Source organism: Blautia sp. DFI.6.71 (assembly GCF_020593585.1).
Lineage (GTDB): Bacteria > Bacillota > Clostridia > Lachnospirales > Lachnospiraceae > Blautia_A > Blautia_A wexlerae.
Genome location: NZ_JAJDMJ010000024.1, coordinates 36,812 through 55,608, shown reverse-complemented (window position 1 = coordinate 55,608; position 18,797 = coordinate 36,812). Strand labels below are relative to the sequence as shown.

The following is an 18,797-nucleotide window of genomic DNA, read 5'->3' as shown; positions in this document are numbered from 1 at the left end:
ATTCTATTCCTCCTGTGATGGAAACCTTAAAAATATCAGTAGCTACCTGTTCTTCTGCTTTCGGAAAAACCTGAATTATCGTATTTTCCCCCGGCATAACAACTCCCGTGTCTTCGTCAATATAGAACCATGCCCTGAAATGTTCCGTATCCTCAAAATCAACTGTGACAGGTTTTTGCCCATTGTTGCATATTGTAATCAACCGTGATGGGCACATCAACATATCCGGCTCTGGTTCTACATCATCCCATGAATCGTACTCTTCCTGAGTAATTGTGAGAAATCTCGTACCACTATTTGGTACACAGTTAACCTCGTAATCCTCCTCTGATTCCCCACGAACGAGAACCCGTATCCTGCACTCTGCCTGAATTCCTTCTTCTGTTTCCATGACAAAAGTTTCTTCATGAATCCCCTGAGAAAGATTTGGCTTTACATAAATATCCACTGCAACAGCTTCTCCGGGCTTAACCTTATTCCCAACTTTCATCGGAAGTCTTCCCTCATATAATAATGGATGCTCTAAATGTTCAAGTCTAAAATCATTCAATTCTGAAATGGATTTGATCTGCCAGCTCTCTGTACCTGTATTTTTTATCTCTAGCCTTTCCCAACCGCCGCCGTTTACTCCAGTCTGTCCCAAATCAAGGATTTCACTAGAAACTGTCGCCTCATATTTCTCATATCTCATTTCACTGTCTGAATCCACAGTATCCTCGAAAATAGCTGAAGCTTCCGATACATCGCCTTCCTGCTCTGTGGTTTCCGAAATAAATGTTTCCTCTCCAGCAGAAAAATCGGCTGCCAATACCGGCTGACCGGTAACGATCACAGCAGAAAGAAACAGCGATAAAAATGTTTTGCCTCTCCTTCTCATAATACTTTGCCTTCTTTCCATCATTATACCTCGTTATCATGTTACGTTTATGTTAACATATTGTATCATATATGTAATATTTTTTCAACAATCTTTTTTATTTAACATATTTAACTATGCAGAAAAAGCGGCTTGAAAAGCCGCTTTTTTCTACCTTCATCCATACCATTACTGGTACCGACTTGTGGTTCACTACACTTGGCGGTAAATACCCGTGACTGGACTTTCACCAGTAAGATTAGTGCCATGCTCGGCACACTAGAAAAAATGCCGTAACCCTTGTGGTTGCGGCATTTCTTTTCCTGTGATCGGCTCTTCTTTTTGTTTCCTTCGCTCTGTTGCCTACTTGTTACCTACCTGTTTGCCTATCTTGCCATTTTCAAGGCTTCTCACCGTGTCTCAAATTACTTTCTCATTTTTTGATCTAAACTAAGAAAAGTACCGCAGCCCTTGGAACTACGGTACTTTCTAGGTTTGTTGACTCTTTGATTAAAAAGGTTTGATTAGAACTTTCCAGCCTTAGCAGCTTCCTCGATGGAAACAGCTACTGCAACTGTCATACCAACCATCGGGTTGTTACCAGCGCCGATGAGACCCATCATCTCTACGTGAGCCGGTACAGAAGAAGAACCAGCGAACTGTGCATCAGAGTGCATACGTCCTAATGTATCTGTCATACCGTAGGAAGCTGGACCTGCTGCCATGTTGTCTGGGTGAAGTGTACGTCCTGTACCACCACCGGAAGCAACTGAGAAGTATTTCTTACCTGCTTCAAGACGTTCTTTCTTGTATGTACCTGCAACCGGATGCTGGAAACGTGTCGGGTTTGTGGAGTTACCTGTGATAGAAACGTCAACGTCTTCTTTCCACATGATAGCAACACCTTCCGGAACGCTGTTAGCGCCGTAGCAGTTAACTTTTGCACGAAGTCCTTCGGAGTATGCTTTTCTGAATACTTCTTTAACTTCGTTCTTATATGGATCGTATTCTGTCTCTACATATGTAAAGCCGTTGATACGGGAGATGATCTGAGCAGCATCTTTACCAAGACCGTTCAGGATAACACGTAATGGTTTCTGACGAACTTTGTTAGCTTTCTCAGCGATACCGATAGCACCTTCAGCTGCTGCGAAGGACTCATGTCCAGCCAGGAAGCAGAAGCACTCTGTTTCTTCTTCAAGAAGCATCTTGCCAAGGTTACCATGTCCAAGACCTACTTTACGTGTATCAGCAACGGATCCAGGAATACAGAATGCCTGAAGTCCTTCACCGATAGCTGCTGCTGCATCTGCTGCTTTCTTGCATCCTTTTTTGATTGCGATTGCAGCACCTACTGTGTATGCCCAGCAAGCGTTCTCGAAACAGATTGGCTGAATGCCTTTGATCTGATCGTATACATTAAGACCTGCGTCTTTTGTGATTTTCTCAGCTTCTTCGATAGAAGCAATGCCATAGCTGTTTAAAACAGAATTGATCTTGTCAATTCGTCTCTCATATGATTCAAATAAAGCCATTTCCTGTTACCTCCTAAATTATTCTTTTCTTGGGTCGATAATTTTAACAGCGTCTGCAACACGGCCATACTGACCTTTTGCTTTTTCCCATGCAGTATTCGGGTCATCGCCTTTTTTGATGAAATCAGTCATTTTTCCAAGGCTTACGAACTGATATCCGATGATCTCATCATCTGCATCAAGAGCAATACCTGTTACATAACCTTCTGCCATTTCAAGGTAACGAGGTCCTTTTTTCAGAGTTCCATACATTGTACCAACCTGAGAACGAAGTCCTTTACCAAGGTCTTCAAGTCCAGCACCTACTGGAAGTCCTTCTTCTGAGAATGCAGACTGTGTACGTCCATAAACGATCTGAAGGAAGAGTTCTCTCATAGCTGTATTAATCGCATCACAAACTAAGTCAGTGTTCAGTGCCTCCATAACTGTAAGTCCCGGAAGAATCTCGGAAGCCATAGCTGCAGAATGGGTCATACCTGAACATCCGATTGTCTCAACCAGCGCTTCCTGGATGATACCCTCTTTAACATTTAATGTAAGCTTGCAGGCACCCTGCTGTGGTGCACACCAGCCAACACCGTGTGTAAGACCGGAAATGTCTTTGACTTCTTTTGCCTGTACCCATTTAGCTTCTTCTGGGATTGGAGCGGCGCCATGATGAACGCCCTGTGCAACTGGGCACATTTCTTCTACTTCGCGTGAATAAATCATTGTAAAACTCCTTTCAAGTATAGATTAACTTCATGTTGTTATACTCTCCACTGTACAGAACTGCTGAATGAACTGCACAGGATAAAACTCCGATGTCTGCTGAATGACTTCAGAGGAGTATGCCTAACAACCTAGTGTTATTTTCTCACAAAAGTGCTGATTCGTCCAGTCATAAATTGTAAAATTTTTAACCATCTTTGATTTTTTTGTGGTAAAATAGTTCTAATTTCTATTAATGAAGGGATTTCTATTATGACAACAAAGTTACCTGCTTCCTTTCTCCCTGCAAAATTTCAGGTTCTGAGCGGAAGCGCTTTAAAATTAATTGCTATCACCCTGATGCTGATTGACCATACCGGCTTAATGATCCTGTATAATTATCCTGCCACAACTGCAACCCTTTTCAGTTTCGGTGGCGTGGATTACAGCTGGTATCGGATTTTCCGGGATATCGGCAGGGCCGCTTTTCCAATTTTCTGTTTTCTGTTAGTGGAAGGATTTCTACATACACATAACCGTAAGAAATATGGCCTGAATCTGTTTCTATTTGCATGTATCTCTGAGATTCCATGGAACTTCATGTTTACCAACACCTGGAGATATGAAAAACAGAATGTATTTTTCACCCTGTTTCTGGGATACCTGGCATTCTGTGCCCTGGAATACTTCTGGGATAATCAGAAAATGCAGCTTGTCTGCGTGCTGGCACTGCTGACTGTCTCTGTGTTTCTGAAGGCAGATTACGGATGGCGGGGATTTGTATTCCTGCTGATCATGTACTGGTTCCGCAACGATAAAACCGCCCAGGCGATCATCGGAAGCTGCTGGCTTTACTATGAATGGAAAGCCTGCTTTGCTTTTCTTTCCATTAATATGTACAATGGTGAACGTGGATTTGTAAAAGGAAGATTTCTGAAATATGTTTTTTACTGGTTTTATCCGGTGCACATTACCATTCTGGTAATCCTGAGAAAACTTTTATTTCATATGTAATATCAGGTACAACAAATATCTTCTATCTCAGACAGACATAAAAATATAAAAGGGCAGGCTGTATGATTGAAATAATATCCTTCATACAACCTGCCTCTTCTATATTTTCAACTTCTCTTTTCTGCAATTTCTGTTTTTGACTTATAAATGTGATTTGCAGGTACGCAGCCTCTTACTGAGGAAAGTGGATAAATGTTGCAGCAGCGTCCGATCACAGTTCCGGGATTTAATACGGAACCGCATCCCACTTCTACGTTATCTCCAAGCATTGCGCCGAATTTCTTCAGACCTGTTTCAATCTTCTCGTCACCGTCTTTTACAACTACCAGTTTCTTGTCAGATTTTACATTGGAACAGATGGAACCTGCACCCATATGGGATTTGTAGCCGAGAACTGCATCGCCTACATAATTGTAGTGCGGAACCTGTACCTTGTTGAAAAGTACCGCATTCTTTAATTCCGTAGAATTACCTACTACTGCACCCTCACCTATAATTGCTTTTCCGCGTATAAATGCACAGTGGCGTACTTCTGCTTCTTTACCTATGATGACCGGACCGTTGATGCAGGCTGTAGGTGCTACTTTGGCACTCTTGGCGATCCATACATCTTCTGACGGGTGGTCGTATTCTTCTTCACTTAAGGTCTGTCCCAGTTTCAGAATGAAATCTCCGATCTCCGGTAATACTTCCCATGGATATGTTTTTCCTTCAAATAAATCCTTTGCGATTGTTTCGTTCAGATCCAGAAGGTTTGCAATTGTAAAATCTTTTAACATAATATTTTCCTCTTTTCTCTCGCTATGATGACATGTTTTCTTTTATCTGTCACAAATGCACACTACTTTGAAGCAGACGGCTTTCTGCAGGTACGTGATCGTCCCGCTGCGGACGTTGATCTGCCTGTTGTTTTCGCACTGTTTTTTTCAGATGAATCCTTATAATTCACTGCTGCAGCATCAAAGAACTGTCTCAGATATGGCTGGATATTGCTGTCCTCCACCTGTCTGGTGCGAAGGCGCACAAAATGTTCCAGCTTATCCATATATTCCTGTTCTGTAATACTGCCCTCTGCCACATAATTCAGTCCTTTTTCCCAGCTTGCTGTCAGTTCTGGGTTCAGAAGCTGTCTGATGGAGCAGTTTACCACATCAAAGATCATCTCTCCAAGAAGGGTTGGAGTGATCACCTGGGTTTTCTTATTGAGTGCCAGATATTTGATATTGCACAGTTTCTTAAGAATTTCCGCTCTGGTGGCACTGGTTCCGATTCCGCAGCTTTTAATCTGGGCACGAAGCTCTTCGTCCTCGATCAGCTGACCTGCATTCTCCATTGCAAGAATCATAGAACCGGAATTATAACGCTTTGGCGGCGATGTCTCGCCCTCTTTGATACTCAGGCTGTCCACAGAGAGTATATCACCTTTTTTCAGGTTCTGCAATGCGGCAAGAAGTCTGGTATCACACGCCATATCCTCAGCCGAATCATCAGCTTTGTTCCCGCCGTTTTTTCCTGTATCCGGATCTTCCTCTTCACTTCCCTCATTGCCGGCTACGCCGGCTCTGTTCACACTGCTCATGGCATCTGCTGCTTTTCGCTTCGCAAAAGAATTTGTGGCAACTTTTAAGTACCCTTCATCCAGCAGTACTTTAAATGAAGAAAAGAAGCTCTCATTCTGAATTTTTGTCACAAGACTGATCTTCTGATATACTGCAGGAGGATAAAAAATACATACAAACCTTCTGACAATGGTCTCATATACACGCTGCGCAGTAAGAGAAACACTTCTCAATGCGTTTAAGCCCTGGCCTGTGGGTACGATTGCATAATGGTCTGTGATCTGCTTATCATTAACATATCTGGTCTTTGCCAGATTTTTGTAATTTCCCTGTTCAATAATGTGCTGTGCGATCTCTGCTGTATGTTCATAATTTCGCAGCCCGGAGATATTCTTATAAATCTCTTTTGCTGCCGCAGTAGACAACACACGGGCATCTGTTCTGGGATAAGTAACCAGCTTCTTCTCATACAGTTCCTGTACGATTTTTAATGTCTCATCTGGACTGATCTTGAACAGCTTGGAGCACACATTCTGAAGCTCCGCCAGGTTAAATAAAAGCGGCGGATTCCTGTTCTCTTTTTTTCGCTCGATTTTCTCCACTGTACACTGCAGCGGCTGATTCACAGACAGCTCCTGTATCAGTTTTTCAGCGTAGGCTTTTTCTTTAAATCCGTTCTCTTTGTACAGATAAGGAGTCTGGAAATATCTGCTGCCTTCCACAGCTCTCCATTCTCCCTCAAAGTTTTCTCCCTCAAGGGCAATGCTGCTGAGTACACGGTAAAACGGAGTTTTCACAAACGCACGGATCTCACGTTCTCTTCGCACTACCATTCCAAGTACACAGGTCATAACTCGTCCTACGGAAATGGCCTGATATTTCGTATTTAAATAATTTGACACACTGTTTCCATAACGCAGTGTCAGTATACGGGAAAAATTAATTCCCATGAGATAGTCTTCTTTCGCCCGAAGATAGGCTGAAGCAGAAAGATTGTCATATGCTGACAGATCCTTTGCCTCTCTGATTCCTCTCATAATTTCTTCTTCTGTCTGAGAGTCGATCCAGACCCTCTTTTCTTTTTTTCCATGAACACCTGCCATCTGTGCCACCAGACGGTAGATGTATTCTCCCTCCCGTCCGGAGTCGGTACACACGTAAATAGTGTCCACATCCTCTCGGTTAAGCAGTCCTTTGACAATCTCAAACTGCTTCTGCACTCCGGAGATCACTTCATATTTAAATTCGCGCGGCAAAAAAGGCAGGGTATCTAAACTCCACCTTTTATATTTGATATCATATTTTTCCGGGTAGCTCATGGTGACCAGGTGTCCCACACACCAGGTCACCACGCTGTCCTGAGATTCCAGGTAGCCATCCCGTCTTTGTCCGTTGATTTTCAAAGCTTTTGCGAATTCCTGTGCCACACTGGGCTTTTCGGCTATGTATAAAGCTTTTGACATATTATTTATCTGCACTCATCTTTCTGAGCGGCCATGCCAGCAACAGGGCACCGCCCACCATATTTCCTAAAGTTACTACTACCATGCTCTTTAACATGGCTCCAGGGGATAATCCAGGTACCAGGCAGTATGCGGTAACAAAGATTCCCATGTTTGCGATGCAGTGCTCAAATCCACTTACAACAAATCCTGAGATACACATAACGATCATCAGGAATCTTCCTGCATCACTCTTTAATTTCATACCACAGAGCACACCGAGACAGACGAAGAAGTTACAGAGCACTGCTCTGAAAAACATCTGTCCGAGCGGAATACTCAATTTGTTTCCGATAAATCCTGCAAAATAATCTGCTGTTCCGGACGCTCCTGCACCTACAAACAACAATGCTAAAATTGCACATCCGACAAAGTTTCCAAGGTAGCTTACGCCCCATACCTTACCTGCCTCTTTCCAGCTCACCTGTTTATCATAGGCTCCGAACGCCATTACCATATTGTTTCCTGTAAAAAGTTCGCCGCCTACGAAGCTGATCAGAAGCACTGCAATGGAGAATACTAATGCCCCCACAAATTTTCCCCATTCAGGCATGGTCTTGGAGAATACGTTTCCAACTACATTACTGTAGATCATGGCCACATCAATAAAAAAACCCGCCATGATTGCACGTATGAAGTACTTGAAAAAGTTGGTATTCACCAGGTTACTCTTGGCTTTCGCCGCGTTTGACACTTTCTGTACATCTTCGTAATTCATAACTACACCTCCGCAATGTATTTTATTGAGAACATTATATCACCTGAATATCTGTTTCACAACCGAAATCGTCAAACAATTCAAGAATATTCTTCAGATTTGTAATTATGTTCCATTATATTCGAAGATTTTTATAGCAATTCCATAAACTAATGCATTCAAGACAGTTCGGCAGAGCGCAAAAGACAAGAAAGATCTCCGCAGGCGTGCAGAGCATGTCTGAAAGTAAAGCTGATTTTTTTATTCAAATACAACTGCTTTATCCTGCAATTCTGTTACATATCCGATAACACCGCCGAAGATATCCATACCTGCAAGCTCTTCTGCAAGGGCATCGGCTTCTTCTGCCGGTACTGCAAGCAGAAGTCCGCCGGATGTCTGCGGATCAAATACCAGATCCTCCATCCAGAGTTCCTTAATCTCACTTCGTACTTCATCGCCTGCGAAATCACGATTTCTGTATGCACCTTCAGGGATCAGTCCCATCTGTGCATATTCTTCAACACCCTCAATGATCGGAAGTTTCTCAGACTGGATCACCAGGGTTTTCCGGCTGCCTTTTGCCATTTCCAGACTGTGACCTGCAAGACTGAATCCTGTTACGTCGGTGCAGCTGTGGATCGTGTATTTAGATGCAATCTCTGCTGCATATTTGTTCAGCTTCGCCATGATCTTCTGGACTCTCTCAATTTCTTCCTGAGACGCCATTTCTGCCTTAATGGCAGTGTTAAGGATTCCACAGCCCAGCGGTTTGGTAAGAATAAGGATGTCTCCTTCTTCTGCGCCGTAATTTTTCCACATTTTGTCCGGATGCACATAACCAGTTACACAGAGTCCGTATTTCGGTTCTTTATCATTGATAGTATGCCCGCCTGCAAGGACTGCTCCGGCTTCCATGACCTTATCTGCACCACCGCGCAGAATCTGCTCCAGTACTTCCGGACCAAGGCAGTTTGGAAATGCTACCACATTTAATGCCAGTTTCGGAACACCGCCCATTGCATAGACATCACTCAGTGCATTGGCTGCCGCGATCTGCCCGTACATATACGGATCATCCACTACCGGCGGAAAAAAGTCTACTGTATGGATCATTGCCAGTTCATCATTAATCTTGTATACTGCTGCATCGTCTGATGTCTCCGGACCTACCAGAAGCATCGGATCTGTAAATTTCGGAAGTTTGCCTACTACCTGCGCCAGAACTTTCGGGCCAATCTTAGCACCGCATCCGGCTGCACTGGCAAGCTGTGTAAGACGCACTTCACTTTTTTTCATTTCATTTCCCATAAGTCAGTTCACCCCAATTGATCTCCATATTCAGAATCTCCTCGTAACTGTTCAATACTTTCGTTACTGTAAACGGAGTGAACAGTAACGTACTTTCACAGCCGACAGACTGCCGAATAGTTACATATCTTCTATAACAAGAGATTCAGTGCTATCATTGTATCATGTTTTCACATATCCGTCAAAACGTGAACCGTTTACCATATATCAGGTATTCCTATAAATCTTTCCATTTTATGCAAGAATCCTATAAATCTTTTCATATTCCAGATCCTGTTCCTTCATATAGGAAGCTGTTTCTTCTTCGTTCTGTTCCCCGCATTTCCACGCAAGGCCACAGGAAGCTGATATTTCTCTTGGCACAGGGATCAGTCTGCCTGTAAATTTGTTTTTCTTACATTCCCTTTCCATGGCAATTGCCTGAGTGGTAGTTTCAAAAGTCACCACTGTTGTCAGAACTTTTTCTTTCATAATCCGTCGTGTCCTCATAAAAAGAGGCACCGTTACCGGCACCTCTTTTATTATTTTCTATAAATTATTTCGCCTGGATATATCCTTTTGCTTTTAAGGTTTCAGCACAGAGAACTGCTCCGCCTGCTGCACCTCTGACTGTATTGTGGGAAAGTCCTACGAATTTCCAGTCATATACGGTGTCTTCACGAAGACGTCCTACAGATACGCCCATGCCATGTTCGAAGTTTACATCCTCTGTAACCTGCGGACGGTTGTCCTCTTCCAGATACTGGATGAACTGCTTCGGAGCACTTGGAAGTTCTAATTCCTGTGGAAGTCCCTTGAACTCTACTAATGCTTTGATAAGCTGCTCTTTAGTAGGGTTCTTACGGAATTTAACGAATACAGCTGCTGTATGTCCGTTCAGTACCGGTACACGGATACACTGGCATGTGATAACCGGTTCTGTAGCAGGTTTGATTACACCGTCTTCTACTTTACCCCAGATTCTTAATGGCTCTTTCTCGCTCTTCTCTTCCTCGCCGCCGATGTATGGGATGATGTTTCCAACCATTTCCGGCCAGTCCTTAAATGTCTTACCTGCTCCGGAGATTGCCTGATATGTAGTAGCAACTACTTCATATGGCTCGAACTCTTTCCATGCAGTTAATACAGGAGCATAGCTCTGGATAGAGCAGTTTGGTTTAACAGCGATAAATCCGCGTGTTGTTCCAAGACGTTTCTTCTGGGATTCGATTACATCGAAGTGTTCCGGATTGATTTCCGGCACTACCATCGGTACATCCGGTGTCCATCTGTGAGCACTGTTGTTGGAAACAACCGGTGTCTCTGTCTTAGCATATTCTTCCTCGATCTTCTTGATCTCTTCTTTTGACATATCTACAGCAGAGAATACGAAATCAACTGTTGCAGCAACCTTCTCTACTTCGTTTACGTTCATAACAACAAGATTCTTGACACCCTCCGGCATTGGAGTATCCATTTTCCATCTTCCGCCAACTGCCTCTTCGTATGTCTTTCCTGCACTTCTCGGACTTGCAGCTACAGTTACAACTTCAAACCATGGATGATTCTCAAGCAGAGAGATAAATCTCTGACCTACCATACCTGTAGCACCTAAAATACCGACTCTAAGCTTTTCACTCATAATATCTTTCTCCTCTTTATCTTCTGCCCGCGTCTCTACCCTTACGCGGACATTTTTATTCAGGTGTCCTTATATTGCGTACATCTGTCTTTCTTGTACATACTATAACAAACCAAAATAAATTGCAAGCATTTTTTTAATTTTCTTCCAGATATTTTTTGTTCTCAGCGATCACTTTCTCCATCACGTCAGGTCCCGGTGCACCGATGGTCATACGTTTTTCCACACAGGTTTTCATACTGATCGCTTCGTAAATATCGTTCTCGAATACCGGGCTGATGGCTTTATATTCTTCAAGAGGAAGTTCATCCAGAGAAATCCCTTTATCAATACAGGTAAGCACCAGACGGCCTACAATGCCGTGTGCATCGCGGAAAGGTACTCCATGATTTACCAGATAATCGGCTGCATCTGTAGCATTTGTAAAGCCATTCTTTGCACTTGCTTCCATATTCTGTTTGTTGAACTGCATAGTAGAGATCATGCCTGTGAAGAGGGCAAGACATCCTTTTACAGTGTCAATGGCATCAAATGTAAGTTCTTTGTCTTCCTGCATATCTTTGTTGTATGCAAGAGGGATTCCTTTCATGGTTGTAAGGATAGATGTTAATGCTCCGTATACACGTCCTGTTTTTCCTCTTACAAGTTCTGCGATATCCGGGTTCTTTTTCTGCGGCATGATACTGCTGCCTGTGCTGTAGGCATCGTCTATCTCTACGAAGCGGTATTCATTGGAGTTCCACATGATGATCTCTTCACAGAAACGGCTCATATGCATCATAATTGTGGAGAATGCGGACAGAAGCTCAATCACATAGTCTCTGTCTGATACAGAGTCCATGCTGTTTCTGGTCGGGCCGTCGAAACCGAGAAGCTGTGCTGTATATTCTCTGTCAAGTGGATAGGTGGTTCCTGCCAGTGCGCCTGCACCCAGAGGACAGGTGTTCATTCTCTTACGGATATCTGCAAGTCTGCTTCTGTCACGTACGAACATTTCAAAGTATGCACCTACGTGGTGAGCCAGTGTGACCGGCTGCGCTTTCTGGAGGTGTGTGAAGCCTGGCATGTATGTGTGGACATTCTCTTCCATGATCTTCTGAAGTGCTTCGAGAAGTTTCTTTACCAGTTCGTCTGTCTCGTCAATCTCATCTCTTACATAGAGTTTCATGTCAAGGGCTACCTGGTCGTTACGGCTTCTTCCTGTGTGAAGTTTCTTGCCTGCATCACCGATTCTGTCGATAAGGTTTGCTTCGACAAAGCTGTGGATATCTTCATATTCGGATGTGATTTCGAGTTTGCCGGATCTTACATCTGCAAGGATTCCGTCAAGACCTGCTTCGATCTGATCTTTTTCTTCTGCTGTCAGGATCCCCTGTCTGGCGAGCATTGCTACGTGTGCTTTGCTGCCTCTGATGTCCTGCTCATAGAATTTCTGGTCAAAAGAGATGGATGCGTTGAAGTTATATACAAGTTTGTCTGTTTCTTTTGTGAAACGTCCGCCCCAAAGCTGTGCCATTGTGTTATTCCTCGTTTCTTCTTTATTTTTGGTATTATTGCTTTTACGTGTTAGTGTAACATATTTTTTCAGTATTGCAAAGTAGTTAGTTTGGAATCATTCAAAAGGTACGTGAAGAAAAAGAAGGTGTGTTGGGGCTTAGTTTCGGAACCCTGTAATTCTAAGGCATTCGGGAATCTGCTAAAACCATGAGCCGCCCTCTCAAACTCGCTCCGTTGCAAACTTCGCTCAGACACGTGAGACGGTCGGCTCATAACGCAGATTCCCGAATACCAAGAATTACAAGAACCCTCAAATGCGCCCCAACACACCTTCTTTTTCTTCACTGGGTATTGGCTATATGTTACATAATTGTGGTTACTGCTTTATTTTCTGTTTTCAGCCTCTCTTCGGGAATAGACGCAACCGCAGTAGTTCTGACGGTAGAGGTCGTATTCGTGGGATAGTTCGATGGAACGTTTGTAGCCGTTTTTTTTCTTGAAGTCGGATGGGAGGTGTTGGACGTGGTAGATTTCTGCCAGTTCTTCACCGATTTCGTTGATCTTGGCTGCGTTTTTCAGAGGGCTGATGGAAAGGGTGGTGGTAAAATAGTCATAGCCGCCCTCTTCTGCCAGTTTTGCTGCTTCTTCCATGCGGAGGCGGTAGCATTTGAAGCAGCGTTCGCCACCTTCGGGTACGTCTTCGAGGCCTTTTGCCATCCGGAAGAATTCCTGTGGGTCGTAGTGACCCTCTATCAGTTTGACAGGATGCTCAAATTCCATGGAGTTTACAAGACGGGTGATTTCGCGGACTCGTTTGCGATATTCTTCTTCCGGGTAGATGTTTGGGTTGTAGTAGAATACTGTGATGTTGAAATATTTCGACAGGTATTCCAGTACGTAACTGCTGCAGGGTGCACAGCAGCTGTGGAGAAACAGGCTTGGGATCTTGTTATCTTTTTGCGCCTGATCTATAAGTTTTTCCAGTTCTTTCTGATAGTTTCGTTTATTCAACAGTATTATGATATCCTTTCTGCATCTTCACAAATGCTTTTTATTATCTTTTAATAAAATGCGAATACCTGTTCAGGTATTCTCTATTGTGCCTTCGTAATGATTCTTTGTATTTTTTAACTTCCTGCACTCTCCTATTCGTTCGCCCATTTTTACGATAGTCTCATATCCCTCTTCTGTATTCTCGATCAGATCATAATCAATGCGGACTTTTCCCGGCTGGATGAGAAGGATTATTGTGGAACCTCCGAATTCGAAGTTGCCTTTTTCCTGGCCTTTCTTTACTGTGGCAGGATTTTTATGGAGATTTGTGATTTTTCCCACCATCATGGCGCCTACTTCCATCATGAGGATGGTTCCGAATTGTTTTGTTTTCAGCAGAGTGTATTCTCTGGCGTTTTCTTTGTAGATGGGATATACATCGTTTGCTGCAGGATTCACTGTGTGGAAAACGCCGGGCAGAGTTACATTCGCGGATTTTCTTCCATCTGCCACATAGCAGTAATGATGATAGTCATCTACTGTCAGTCTGAAAATCAACGCATAGCCGCCTGTGTATCTCTCAGCAATTGCCTTATTCTTCAGAAGCTGTCCTGCTGTATATTCTGTATCTTTGATGCTGAAACATGAGTCTGAGCTGATCCTGTGTACGGAAAGTTTTCCGTCACAGGGGCTGATCAGGATGTTTTCGCGCATATCGATCGGGCGTTCTTCTTTTCGGATGCGCCTTATAAAGAAGTCATTCCATGAAGAGAAGTTCTGTTTTTCGTAAATGCTCAGGTCAATCTTGTTGTTTTTTACAAAATCCGGTACAAATCTGGCAGAAAGTCTGGTGTTAAGCAGGACTCCCGCTGCCTTTGACACGAAAGGTCTGATCAGGAGTTTCAGGCAGAGTCTGCCACCCCGGTCATTATATAAATGCCGCAGAAATTTATCCTGCTCATTCTCTTCAATCGTGATATTTCCTTTTCTGTCAATATACTTCATAAATAAATCCTTTCCTTTGTCATAGGCAGAAACCCACTTCCTTTAGGCGGTGGGAGGAGCCTTGTAAATTGTTACCCAATATGCTACAATAACCGTAGCAGTTTTTAAAGAGAAAACCGTTAGATGTGCTGCTCATCAAAGACACTCTTTTGTGCATTGACAAGATATGAGGTTGCAATACAAAACTCGCGTATTGCGTAAAATCTTACCCGTAAAAGAATGTTTGCTGTATAGCATGGGAAGTTTAGTACCTGATACAGTTACAGATGAGTATATCTTGTCTGTAAAGGGTGCTGTCAACCACCCTATGATGTGGCGCCACTTTAGGTAGCAATACCTATTGGAGATAAAAGGTCGGAGGCGTAAGCCGTTACTACGACTGGGCAGTTACAAGCCCATTACCTTTAGGTGATGGGGAGTTGACTCGTATCTTCCCTCCATAAAAAAGTTTGTGTTACTGTTCACTCCGTTCTCAGCAGCAAAAGTATAGCCGCAGCCTCCCCGTTTCCCGGGAACCGCTGCGGCCAGTCAACAGTTATATTTATTTTATATCAAACGGAACATCTTCGCAAGTGCAAGTGCCACGACTGCAACCAGCAGGATACGTACCGGATTCTGAGGTTTTTTTACCTTGATATCCAGAATAAAAAGCAGTCCCACGATAATCACTGCAATATGTATCACGATCAGGAAATAGAGTCCGCAATATCTTCTCATCAGATAAAGGAACGGCAGGATGATCGCCATGGATGTGATCGGAAGCCCCTGATAATACTGTCTGTTCTCAGAAGTCTCATTCTGTCTCTTTGTTTCTGAAACATTAAAATATGCAAGGCGGATGACAGATGCCACACTGTAAAAAATAAGCGCCCCAATCCCCGCCGGTGTATTCACACCCAGACAGTAACAGATCATTACCGGAAAAATACCAAAGCAGACCACATCACATAAGGAATCGATCTGAATCCCGAAATTCTTCTCATCATCCGTACGGTTCTTCTTTGTTCTGGCTATCTTTCCGTCAAACATATCACACAGTCCGGAAAGTGCCAGACAGAAAATCGCAACCTTAAAATCCCCCTCCAGAGCCCTGCTAATTCCAAATACGGAAATTCCCAGGCTTATATAAGTCAATATTACCGTATAATCATAAATTCCTAAAAACATATTTTCTCCCCCTACTTTTCTTCTTGTTCTTTTCTTCCTATTATGAAATACGCCACGCAGGTCATCACTGCACTGATAAGCATCTGTGCATAATAGGAAATTCCTCTGCTGAGCAGCATTGCAGGAAGTAATGCTTCTCCGAAAACCGGTGCAAACATCACCAGATAAAGAGACTCACTGATTCCCATTCCTCCGGGTAAAGGCAGCATATCAACAGAGACAGATATGACAGACTGCAAAATCGTAAGGGTTATGATGGAATATCCATGAAATCCCAGCGAACGGTATACCCAGTATGTAACTGTAAATAACAAAATCCTCTGCGCCATAGTGATCAGTAACACTTTCAGGATCACCAGCTTGTGACTTGCCCAGAAAGCCGCAGTTTCATGATACTGATCCATAGACGCTTCCAGTTTCTCAAGCCGGGTTGCCTTTGGCTTAAGGAAACGGAAATGTTCAATAAGTTTCAGTCCTTTTACCATAATCCACTTCGCCAATCCAGGGGCAAATACAAGGATCATCATGAAAGTAACACAGAAAATATTCAGGCCTACGCCCAAGTAAAACACCCACATGTACTGACCAAGATATCCTTCCAGAAAGCCTCTGCCAAAAATCCAGATTACAATTCCGATCACTACCAGAACCGCTTTATAAGTAATCGTGACAATCATCAGGACCAGCGTAGTGACAGGAATCGGAAGTTTGTCCTTTTTCATAAAATAAATCTGCATTGGCTGTCCGCCGGATGCAGACGGTGTGATACAGCTGAAAAAGAATCCCACAAAAGAATACAGAGCACAATGCCCCATCTTTACTTTTGCTCCGAGAGTCCGCATCATATAGAAGATAATTACAGACTCGCCAAGTATGAACAGTACCACACAAACCACGCTGATCAGTAAGTAAACCGGATCTGCCTGCCGTACTGTATGAATAATCTCTCCCAGATCCTCTCCCTTAAATACCATATATACGGTAATGGAAAATATAAGGATCAGAAAAATGGTGTTAAATATTGCTTTCTTTTTGTTTCTCATTTGCTTACACTTTCTTATACAGTTTTTTACAGCATTCGTCTGATTTCTATACCCGATTCATGCATGTCGCAGTGTCTGATATATGTATATTTCTGATATGAAACACATAGTAAACAGTAACGTATTCCTTACAGAACATTTGCCCTCAAATACTATAGCAGCAAAAATACTATAGTTCATCTATTATATCATACCCTGACATTTCTGCATATCATAAATTATGAAAATATTCGTTACTGTTCACTCCGTTCACAGTAACGTAGCCAAAATTCATTCCAGATTGCCTGCGGCAATGGAATTTTGGCTTGTATGTCTCGGGATTTTGGCATATTCATGCCAAAACACCTAGTGTGCCAACAAGTTGATTTCTCGAACAATCTTGCGTCTAAATTTCTTATTTCCGCGTTGTCGTCGGTCGCCGTAGCCACCGCTACGCCTCCTTCCTCCGCCTTGAAATAAGAAAATTTATCCTGCAAGATTGTTTCAAGAATCAACTTGTCGGCGCACTAGCGGGATAGTTGGTGTGTGAACAGTAACAAATATTCGTTACTATTCACCGAATATGGAGGTATCTGTATGAAACCACTGCTGGATATTACAGATGTCAGTCTCTCCTACCACAGTTTATCAGGGGAAACCCCTGCCCTTTCTCATATATCCTTTCAACTGATGCCAGGTGAATTTCTCGCCATCGTCGGGCCGTCAGGCTGTGGAAAGTCCACGCTGCTGAATCTGATCTGTGGTCTGCTCCGGCCGGAACAGGGACAGATTCTTCTGGACGGCACGCCGGTAACTTCCGGTGACTGCCGTATCGGATATATGCTGCAAAAGGATCATCTGCTGGAGTGGCGGACAATTTATAAAAATGTTCTTCTCGGACTGGAAATCCGCAGGGAACTCACTGCCGAAAAACTTGCTTATGTAAATCAGCTTCTCTCAGATTACGGTTTGGACAAATTCCGCTCTGCACATCCGTCCGAATTGTCCGGAGGAATGCGCCAGAGAGCTGCACTGATCCGTACTCTGGCATTAAAGCCGGAACTTCTTCTGCTGGATGAACCGTTCTCTGCACTTGACTCTCAAACCAGACTCAGCGTAAGTGATGATATCGGCAGAATCCTGCGTCAGGAAAAAAAGACTGCGATCCTTGTCACCCATGATATTTCAGAAGCGATCAGCATGGCAGACCGGGTTATCATTCTTTCTCCAAGGCCTGCCATTATTCGTAAGATTGTGCCAATTTGTTTTGATCTGGAGAACCGTACTCCTATGGCTTCCAGAAATGCGCCTGAATTTAAATCTTATTTCAATCTTATCTGGAAGGAGCTGAATCATGATGTCTGAAATCTCATATCATCAGCAACAGTATATCCGACATCAGAAAAGAGAAAAGAAACTTGTTCTTTTTTTGCGGATATTTATTCTTCTTTTCTTTCTGGTGTTGTGGGAAATCTCCGCCAGGACCGGGCTGATCGATTCTTTTATCTTCAGCAGTCCGGTAATGATCTGGCACAGCTTCTGCAGTATGTGCAGAGACGGCTCTATTTTTCCCCATCTCTCTGTTACAATTACGGAAACACTGGTCAGTTTTCTGTTCGTTGTTGTTCTGGGTGCAGGGATGGCAGTTCTGCTGTGGACCTGTCCCAGACTTGCGAAGATCACAGAGCCTTATCTCGTAGTACTGAACAGCCTTCCGAAATCTGCTCTGGCACCTTTGCTTATTGTATGGCTTGGTGCCAACGAACGGACGATTATTGTCTGCGGTATGTCAGTTGCTATCTTTGGTTCGATTTTGAATCTGTATACAGGTTTTGGCGAAGCTGACCCGGAAAAACTGAAGCTGATTGAGACGCTGGGCGGTGGAAAGAAAGAGAAGCTTATGAAGATTATTCTTCCGTCTTCTGTGCCGTTACTGCTCAGTGTTATGAAAGTTAATATTGGTCTGTGTCTGGTTGGTGTTATCATAGGCGAATTTATCGGTGCCAGAAAAGGACTTGGCTACCTGATCATCTATTCCAGCCAGACTTTTAAGCTTACCTGGGTGCTGATGTCCATTATCATCCTGTGCATCATCGCTATTATCCTGTACGGACTCCTCGGACTGATTGAAAAACGCGCCCGCAGATAGTTGTTAATTTTTAACCGCTATTTTTTATAACGAAACGGTTTCGGAAACAGATTCAATATCTGAAAAAATTTTGCTGCAAAAAGAAGCCCGGAAGATCATCGAGTTCCACTTAACTGGACACTCCTGAACTTCCGGGGCTTCTCTTGTTTCTGACTGTCTGTCAGTTATTCTGTTTTTAA

Annotated in this window: 17 protein-coding genes; 3 read left to right on the top strand and 14 right to left on the bottom strand. The window is 43.3% G+C overall.

Annotated elements, in window-relative coordinates; genetic code table 11:
• From LJE12_RS11435 to LJE12_RS11425, 3 genes are all read right to left on the bottom strand, one after another.
• On the bottom strand, nucleotides 1-877 hold an 877-nt coding region (locus LJE12_RS11435), incomplete at its 3' end, for a hypothetical protein (RefSeq protein ID WP_173703821.1).
• Between the two features lie 503 nt (nucleotides 878-1,380).
• Nucleotides 1,381-2,391 (bottom strand): GGGtGRT protein, encoded by a 1,011-nt coding sequence (locus LJE12_RS11430; protein WP_008707497.1) that lies wholly within the window; start codon nucleotides 2,389-2,391, stop codon nucleotides 1,381-1,383.
• A gap of 18 nt (nucleotides 2,392-2,409) precedes the next feature.
• A complete protein-coding gene (locus LJE12_RS11425) occupies nucleotides 2,410-3,102 on the bottom strand; it encodes an iron-sulfur cluster assembly scaffold protein (RefSeq protein WP_008707498.1) in 693 nt (230 codons plus the stop codon).
• Between the two features lie 252 nt (nucleotides 3,103-3,354).
• Between LJE12_RS11425 and LJE12_RS11420 the strand changes: the two genes are divergently transcribed.
• On the top strand, nucleotides 3,355-4,095 hold the full coding sequence (locus LJE12_RS11420) for a TraX family protein (protein ID WP_008707499.1): 741 nt from the start codon (nucleotides 3,355-3,357) through the stop codon (nucleotides 4,093-4,095).
• A gap of 107 nt (nucleotides 4,096-4,202) precedes the next feature.
• Here LJE12_RS11420 and LJE12_RS11415 read toward each other — a convergent pair whose 3' ends face one another.
• The 11 genes from LJE12_RS11415 to LJE12_RS11365 all read right to left on the bottom strand — a co-directional run bounded on the left by LJE12_RS11415 (nucleotide 4,203) and on the right by LJE12_RS11365 (nucleotide 16,490).
• Nucleotides 4,203-4,874, bottom strand: coding sequence for a UDP-N-acetylglucosamine pyrophosphorylase (locus LJE12_RS11415; protein ID WP_008707500.1), 672 nt, complete (start codon nucleotides 4,872-4,874; stop codon nucleotides 4,203-4,205).
• Between the two features lie 62 nt (nucleotides 4,875-4,936).
• Nucleotides 4,937-7,117 carry a DNA topoisomerase gene (locus LJE12_RS11410; RefSeq protein ID WP_227292195.1) on the bottom strand — a complete coding sequence of 727 codons (2,181 nt, stop codon included), beginning with the start codon at nucleotides 7,115-7,117 and terminating at the stop codon, nucleotides 4,937-4,939.
• Between the two features lies 1 nt (nucleotide 7,118).
• A complete protein-coding gene (locus LJE12_RS11405) occupies nucleotides 7,119-7,874 on the bottom strand; it encodes a formate/nitrite transporter family protein (RefSeq protein ID WP_227292194.1) in 756 nt (251 codons plus the stop codon).
• A 240-nt stretch (nucleotides 7,875-8,114) separates the two neighbouring features.
• Nucleotides 8,115-9,152 (bottom strand): selenide, water dikinase SelD, encoded by a 1,038-nt coding sequence (selD, locus tag LJE12_RS11400; RefSeq protein WP_118330356.1) that lies wholly within the window; start codon nucleotides 9,150-9,152, stop codon nucleotides 8,115-8,117.
• Between the two features lie 246 nt (nucleotides 9,153-9,398).
• Complete coding sequence (locus LJE12_RS11395; RefSeq protein ID WP_008707504.1) at nucleotides 9,399-9,635, bottom strand: DUF3343 domain-containing protein; 237 nt, start codon at nucleotides 9,633-9,635, stop codon at nucleotides 9,399-9,401.
• A gap of 64 nt (nucleotides 9,636-9,699) precedes the next feature.
• Nucleotides 9,700-10,785, bottom strand: a complete 1,086-nt coding sequence (asd, locus tag LJE12_RS11390; protein ID WP_008707510.1) for an aspartate-semialdehyde dehydrogenase — start codon at nucleotides 10,783-10,785, stop codon at nucleotides 9,700-9,702.
• A 136-nt stretch (nucleotides 10,786-10,921) separates the two neighbouring features.
• Nucleotides 10,922-12,301, bottom strand: a complete 1,380-nt coding sequence (argH, locus tag LJE12_RS11385) for an argininosuccinate lyase (protein WP_008707514.1) — start codon at nucleotides 12,299-12,301, stop codon at nucleotides 10,922-10,924.
• Nucleotides 12,302-12,666: 365 nt separating this feature from the next.
• Entirely contained in the window at nucleotides 12,667-13,296 is a 630-nt protein-coding gene (locus LJE12_RS11380) for an epoxyqueuosine reductase QueH (RefSeq protein WP_334298435.1), read from the bottom strand.
• A gap of 69 nt (nucleotides 13,297-13,365) precedes the next feature.
• Nucleotides 13,366-14,280 carry a phosphatidylserine decarboxylase gene (locus LJE12_RS11375; RefSeq protein ID WP_227292192.1) on the bottom strand — a complete coding sequence of 305 codons (915 nt, stop codon included), beginning with the start codon at nucleotides 14,278-14,280 and terminating at the stop codon, nucleotides 13,366-13,368.
• A gap of 546 nt (nucleotides 14,281-14,826) precedes the next feature.
• The gene (locus LJE12_RS11370) at nucleotides 14,827-15,447 is read right to left on the bottom strand and encodes a CDP-alcohol phosphatidyltransferase family protein (protein WP_025577243.1); all 621 of its coding nucleotides are present in this window, start codon (nucleotides 15,445-15,447) and stop codon (nucleotides 14,827-14,829) included.
• Between the two features lie 11 nt (nucleotides 15,448-15,458).
• Nucleotides 15,459-16,490: a lysylphosphatidylglycerol synthase transmembrane domain-containing protein gene (locus tag LJE12_RS11365; RefSeq protein WP_025577240.1), complete on the bottom strand. Its 1,032-nt coding sequence runs from the start codon at nucleotides 16,488-16,490 to the stop codon at nucleotides 15,459-15,461.
• A 576-nt stretch (nucleotides 16,491-17,066) separates the two neighbouring features.
• Between LJE12_RS11365 and LJE12_RS11360 the strand changes: the two genes are divergently transcribed.
• Together LJE12_RS11360 and LJE12_RS11355 are read left to right on the top strand one after the other, a co-directional pair.
• A complete protein-coding gene (locus LJE12_RS11360; protein WP_055053699.1) occupies nucleotides 17,067-17,834 on the top strand; it encodes an ABC transporter ATP-binding protein in 768 nt (255 codons plus the stop codon).
• Entirely contained in the window at nucleotides 17,827-18,618 is a 792-nt protein-coding gene (locus LJE12_RS11355) for an ABC transporter permease (RefSeq protein ID WP_020993690.1), read from the top strand. The genes LJE12_RS11360 and LJE12_RS11355 overlap by 8 nt, the downstream gene beginning before the upstream one ends.
• Nucleotides 18,619-18,797 lie beyond the last annotated feature (179 nt).

Bases quoted from the DNA above. Each gene is read 5' to 3' on its own strand.
- argH (WP_008707514.1), bottom strand. From the start codon at position 12,301: ATGGCACAGCTTTGGGGCGGACGTTTCACAAAAGAAACAGACAAACTT.
- LJE12_RS11365 (WP_025577240.1), bottom strand. From the start codon at position 16,490: ATGAGAAACAAAAAGAAAGCAATATTTAACACCATTTTTCTGATCCTT.
- LJE12_RS11415 (WP_008707500.1), bottom strand. From the start codon at position 4,874: ATGTTAAAAGATTTTACAATTGCAAACCTTCTGGATCTGAACGAAACA.
- LJE12_RS11425 (WP_008707498.1), bottom strand. From the start codon at position 3,102: ATGATTTATTCACGCGAAGTAGAAGAAATGTGCCCAGTTGCACAGGGC.
- LJE12_RS11355 (WP_020993690.1), top strand. From the start codon at position 17,827: ATGTCTGAAATCTCATATCATCAGCAACAGTATATCCGACATCAGAAA.
- selD (WP_118330356.1), bottom strand. From the start codon at position 9,152: ATGAAAAAAAGTGAAGTGCGTCTTACACAGCTTGCCAGTGCAGCCGGA.
- asd (WP_008707510.1), bottom strand. From the start codon at position 10,785: ATGAGTGAAAAGCTTAGAGTCGGTATTTTAGGTGCTACAGGTATGGTA.
- LJE12_RS11420 (WP_008707499.1), top strand. From the start codon at position 3,355: ATGACAACAAAGTTACCTGCTTCCTTTCTCCCTGCAAAATTTCAGGTT.
- LJE12_RS11375 (WP_227292192.1), bottom strand. From the start codon at position 14,280: ATGAAGTATATTGACAGAAAAGGAAATATCACGATTGAAGAGAATGAG.
- LJE12_RS11430 (WP_008707497.1), bottom strand. From the start codon at position 2,391: ATGGCTTTATTTGAATCATATGAGAGACGAATTGACAAGATCAATTCT.
- LJE12_RS11410 (WP_227292195.1), bottom strand. From the start codon at position 7,117: ATGTCAAAAGCTTTATACATAGCCGAAAAGCCCAGTGTGGCACAGGAA.
- LJE12_RS11360 (WP_055053699.1), top strand. From the start codon at position 17,067: ATGAAACCACTGCTGGATATTACAGATGTCAGTCTCTCCTACCACAGT.
- LJE12_RS11405 (WP_227292194.1), bottom strand. From the start codon at position 7,874: ATGAATTACGAAGATGTACAGAAAGTGTCAAACGCGGCGAAAGCCAAG.
- LJE12_RS11370 (WP_025577243.1), bottom strand. From the start codon at position 15,447: ATGTTTTTAGGAATTTATGATTATACGGTAATATTGACTTATATAAGC.
- LJE12_RS11395 (WP_008707504.1), bottom strand. From the start codon at position 9,635: ATGAAAGAAAAAGTTCTGACAACAGTGGTGACTTTTGAAACTACCACT.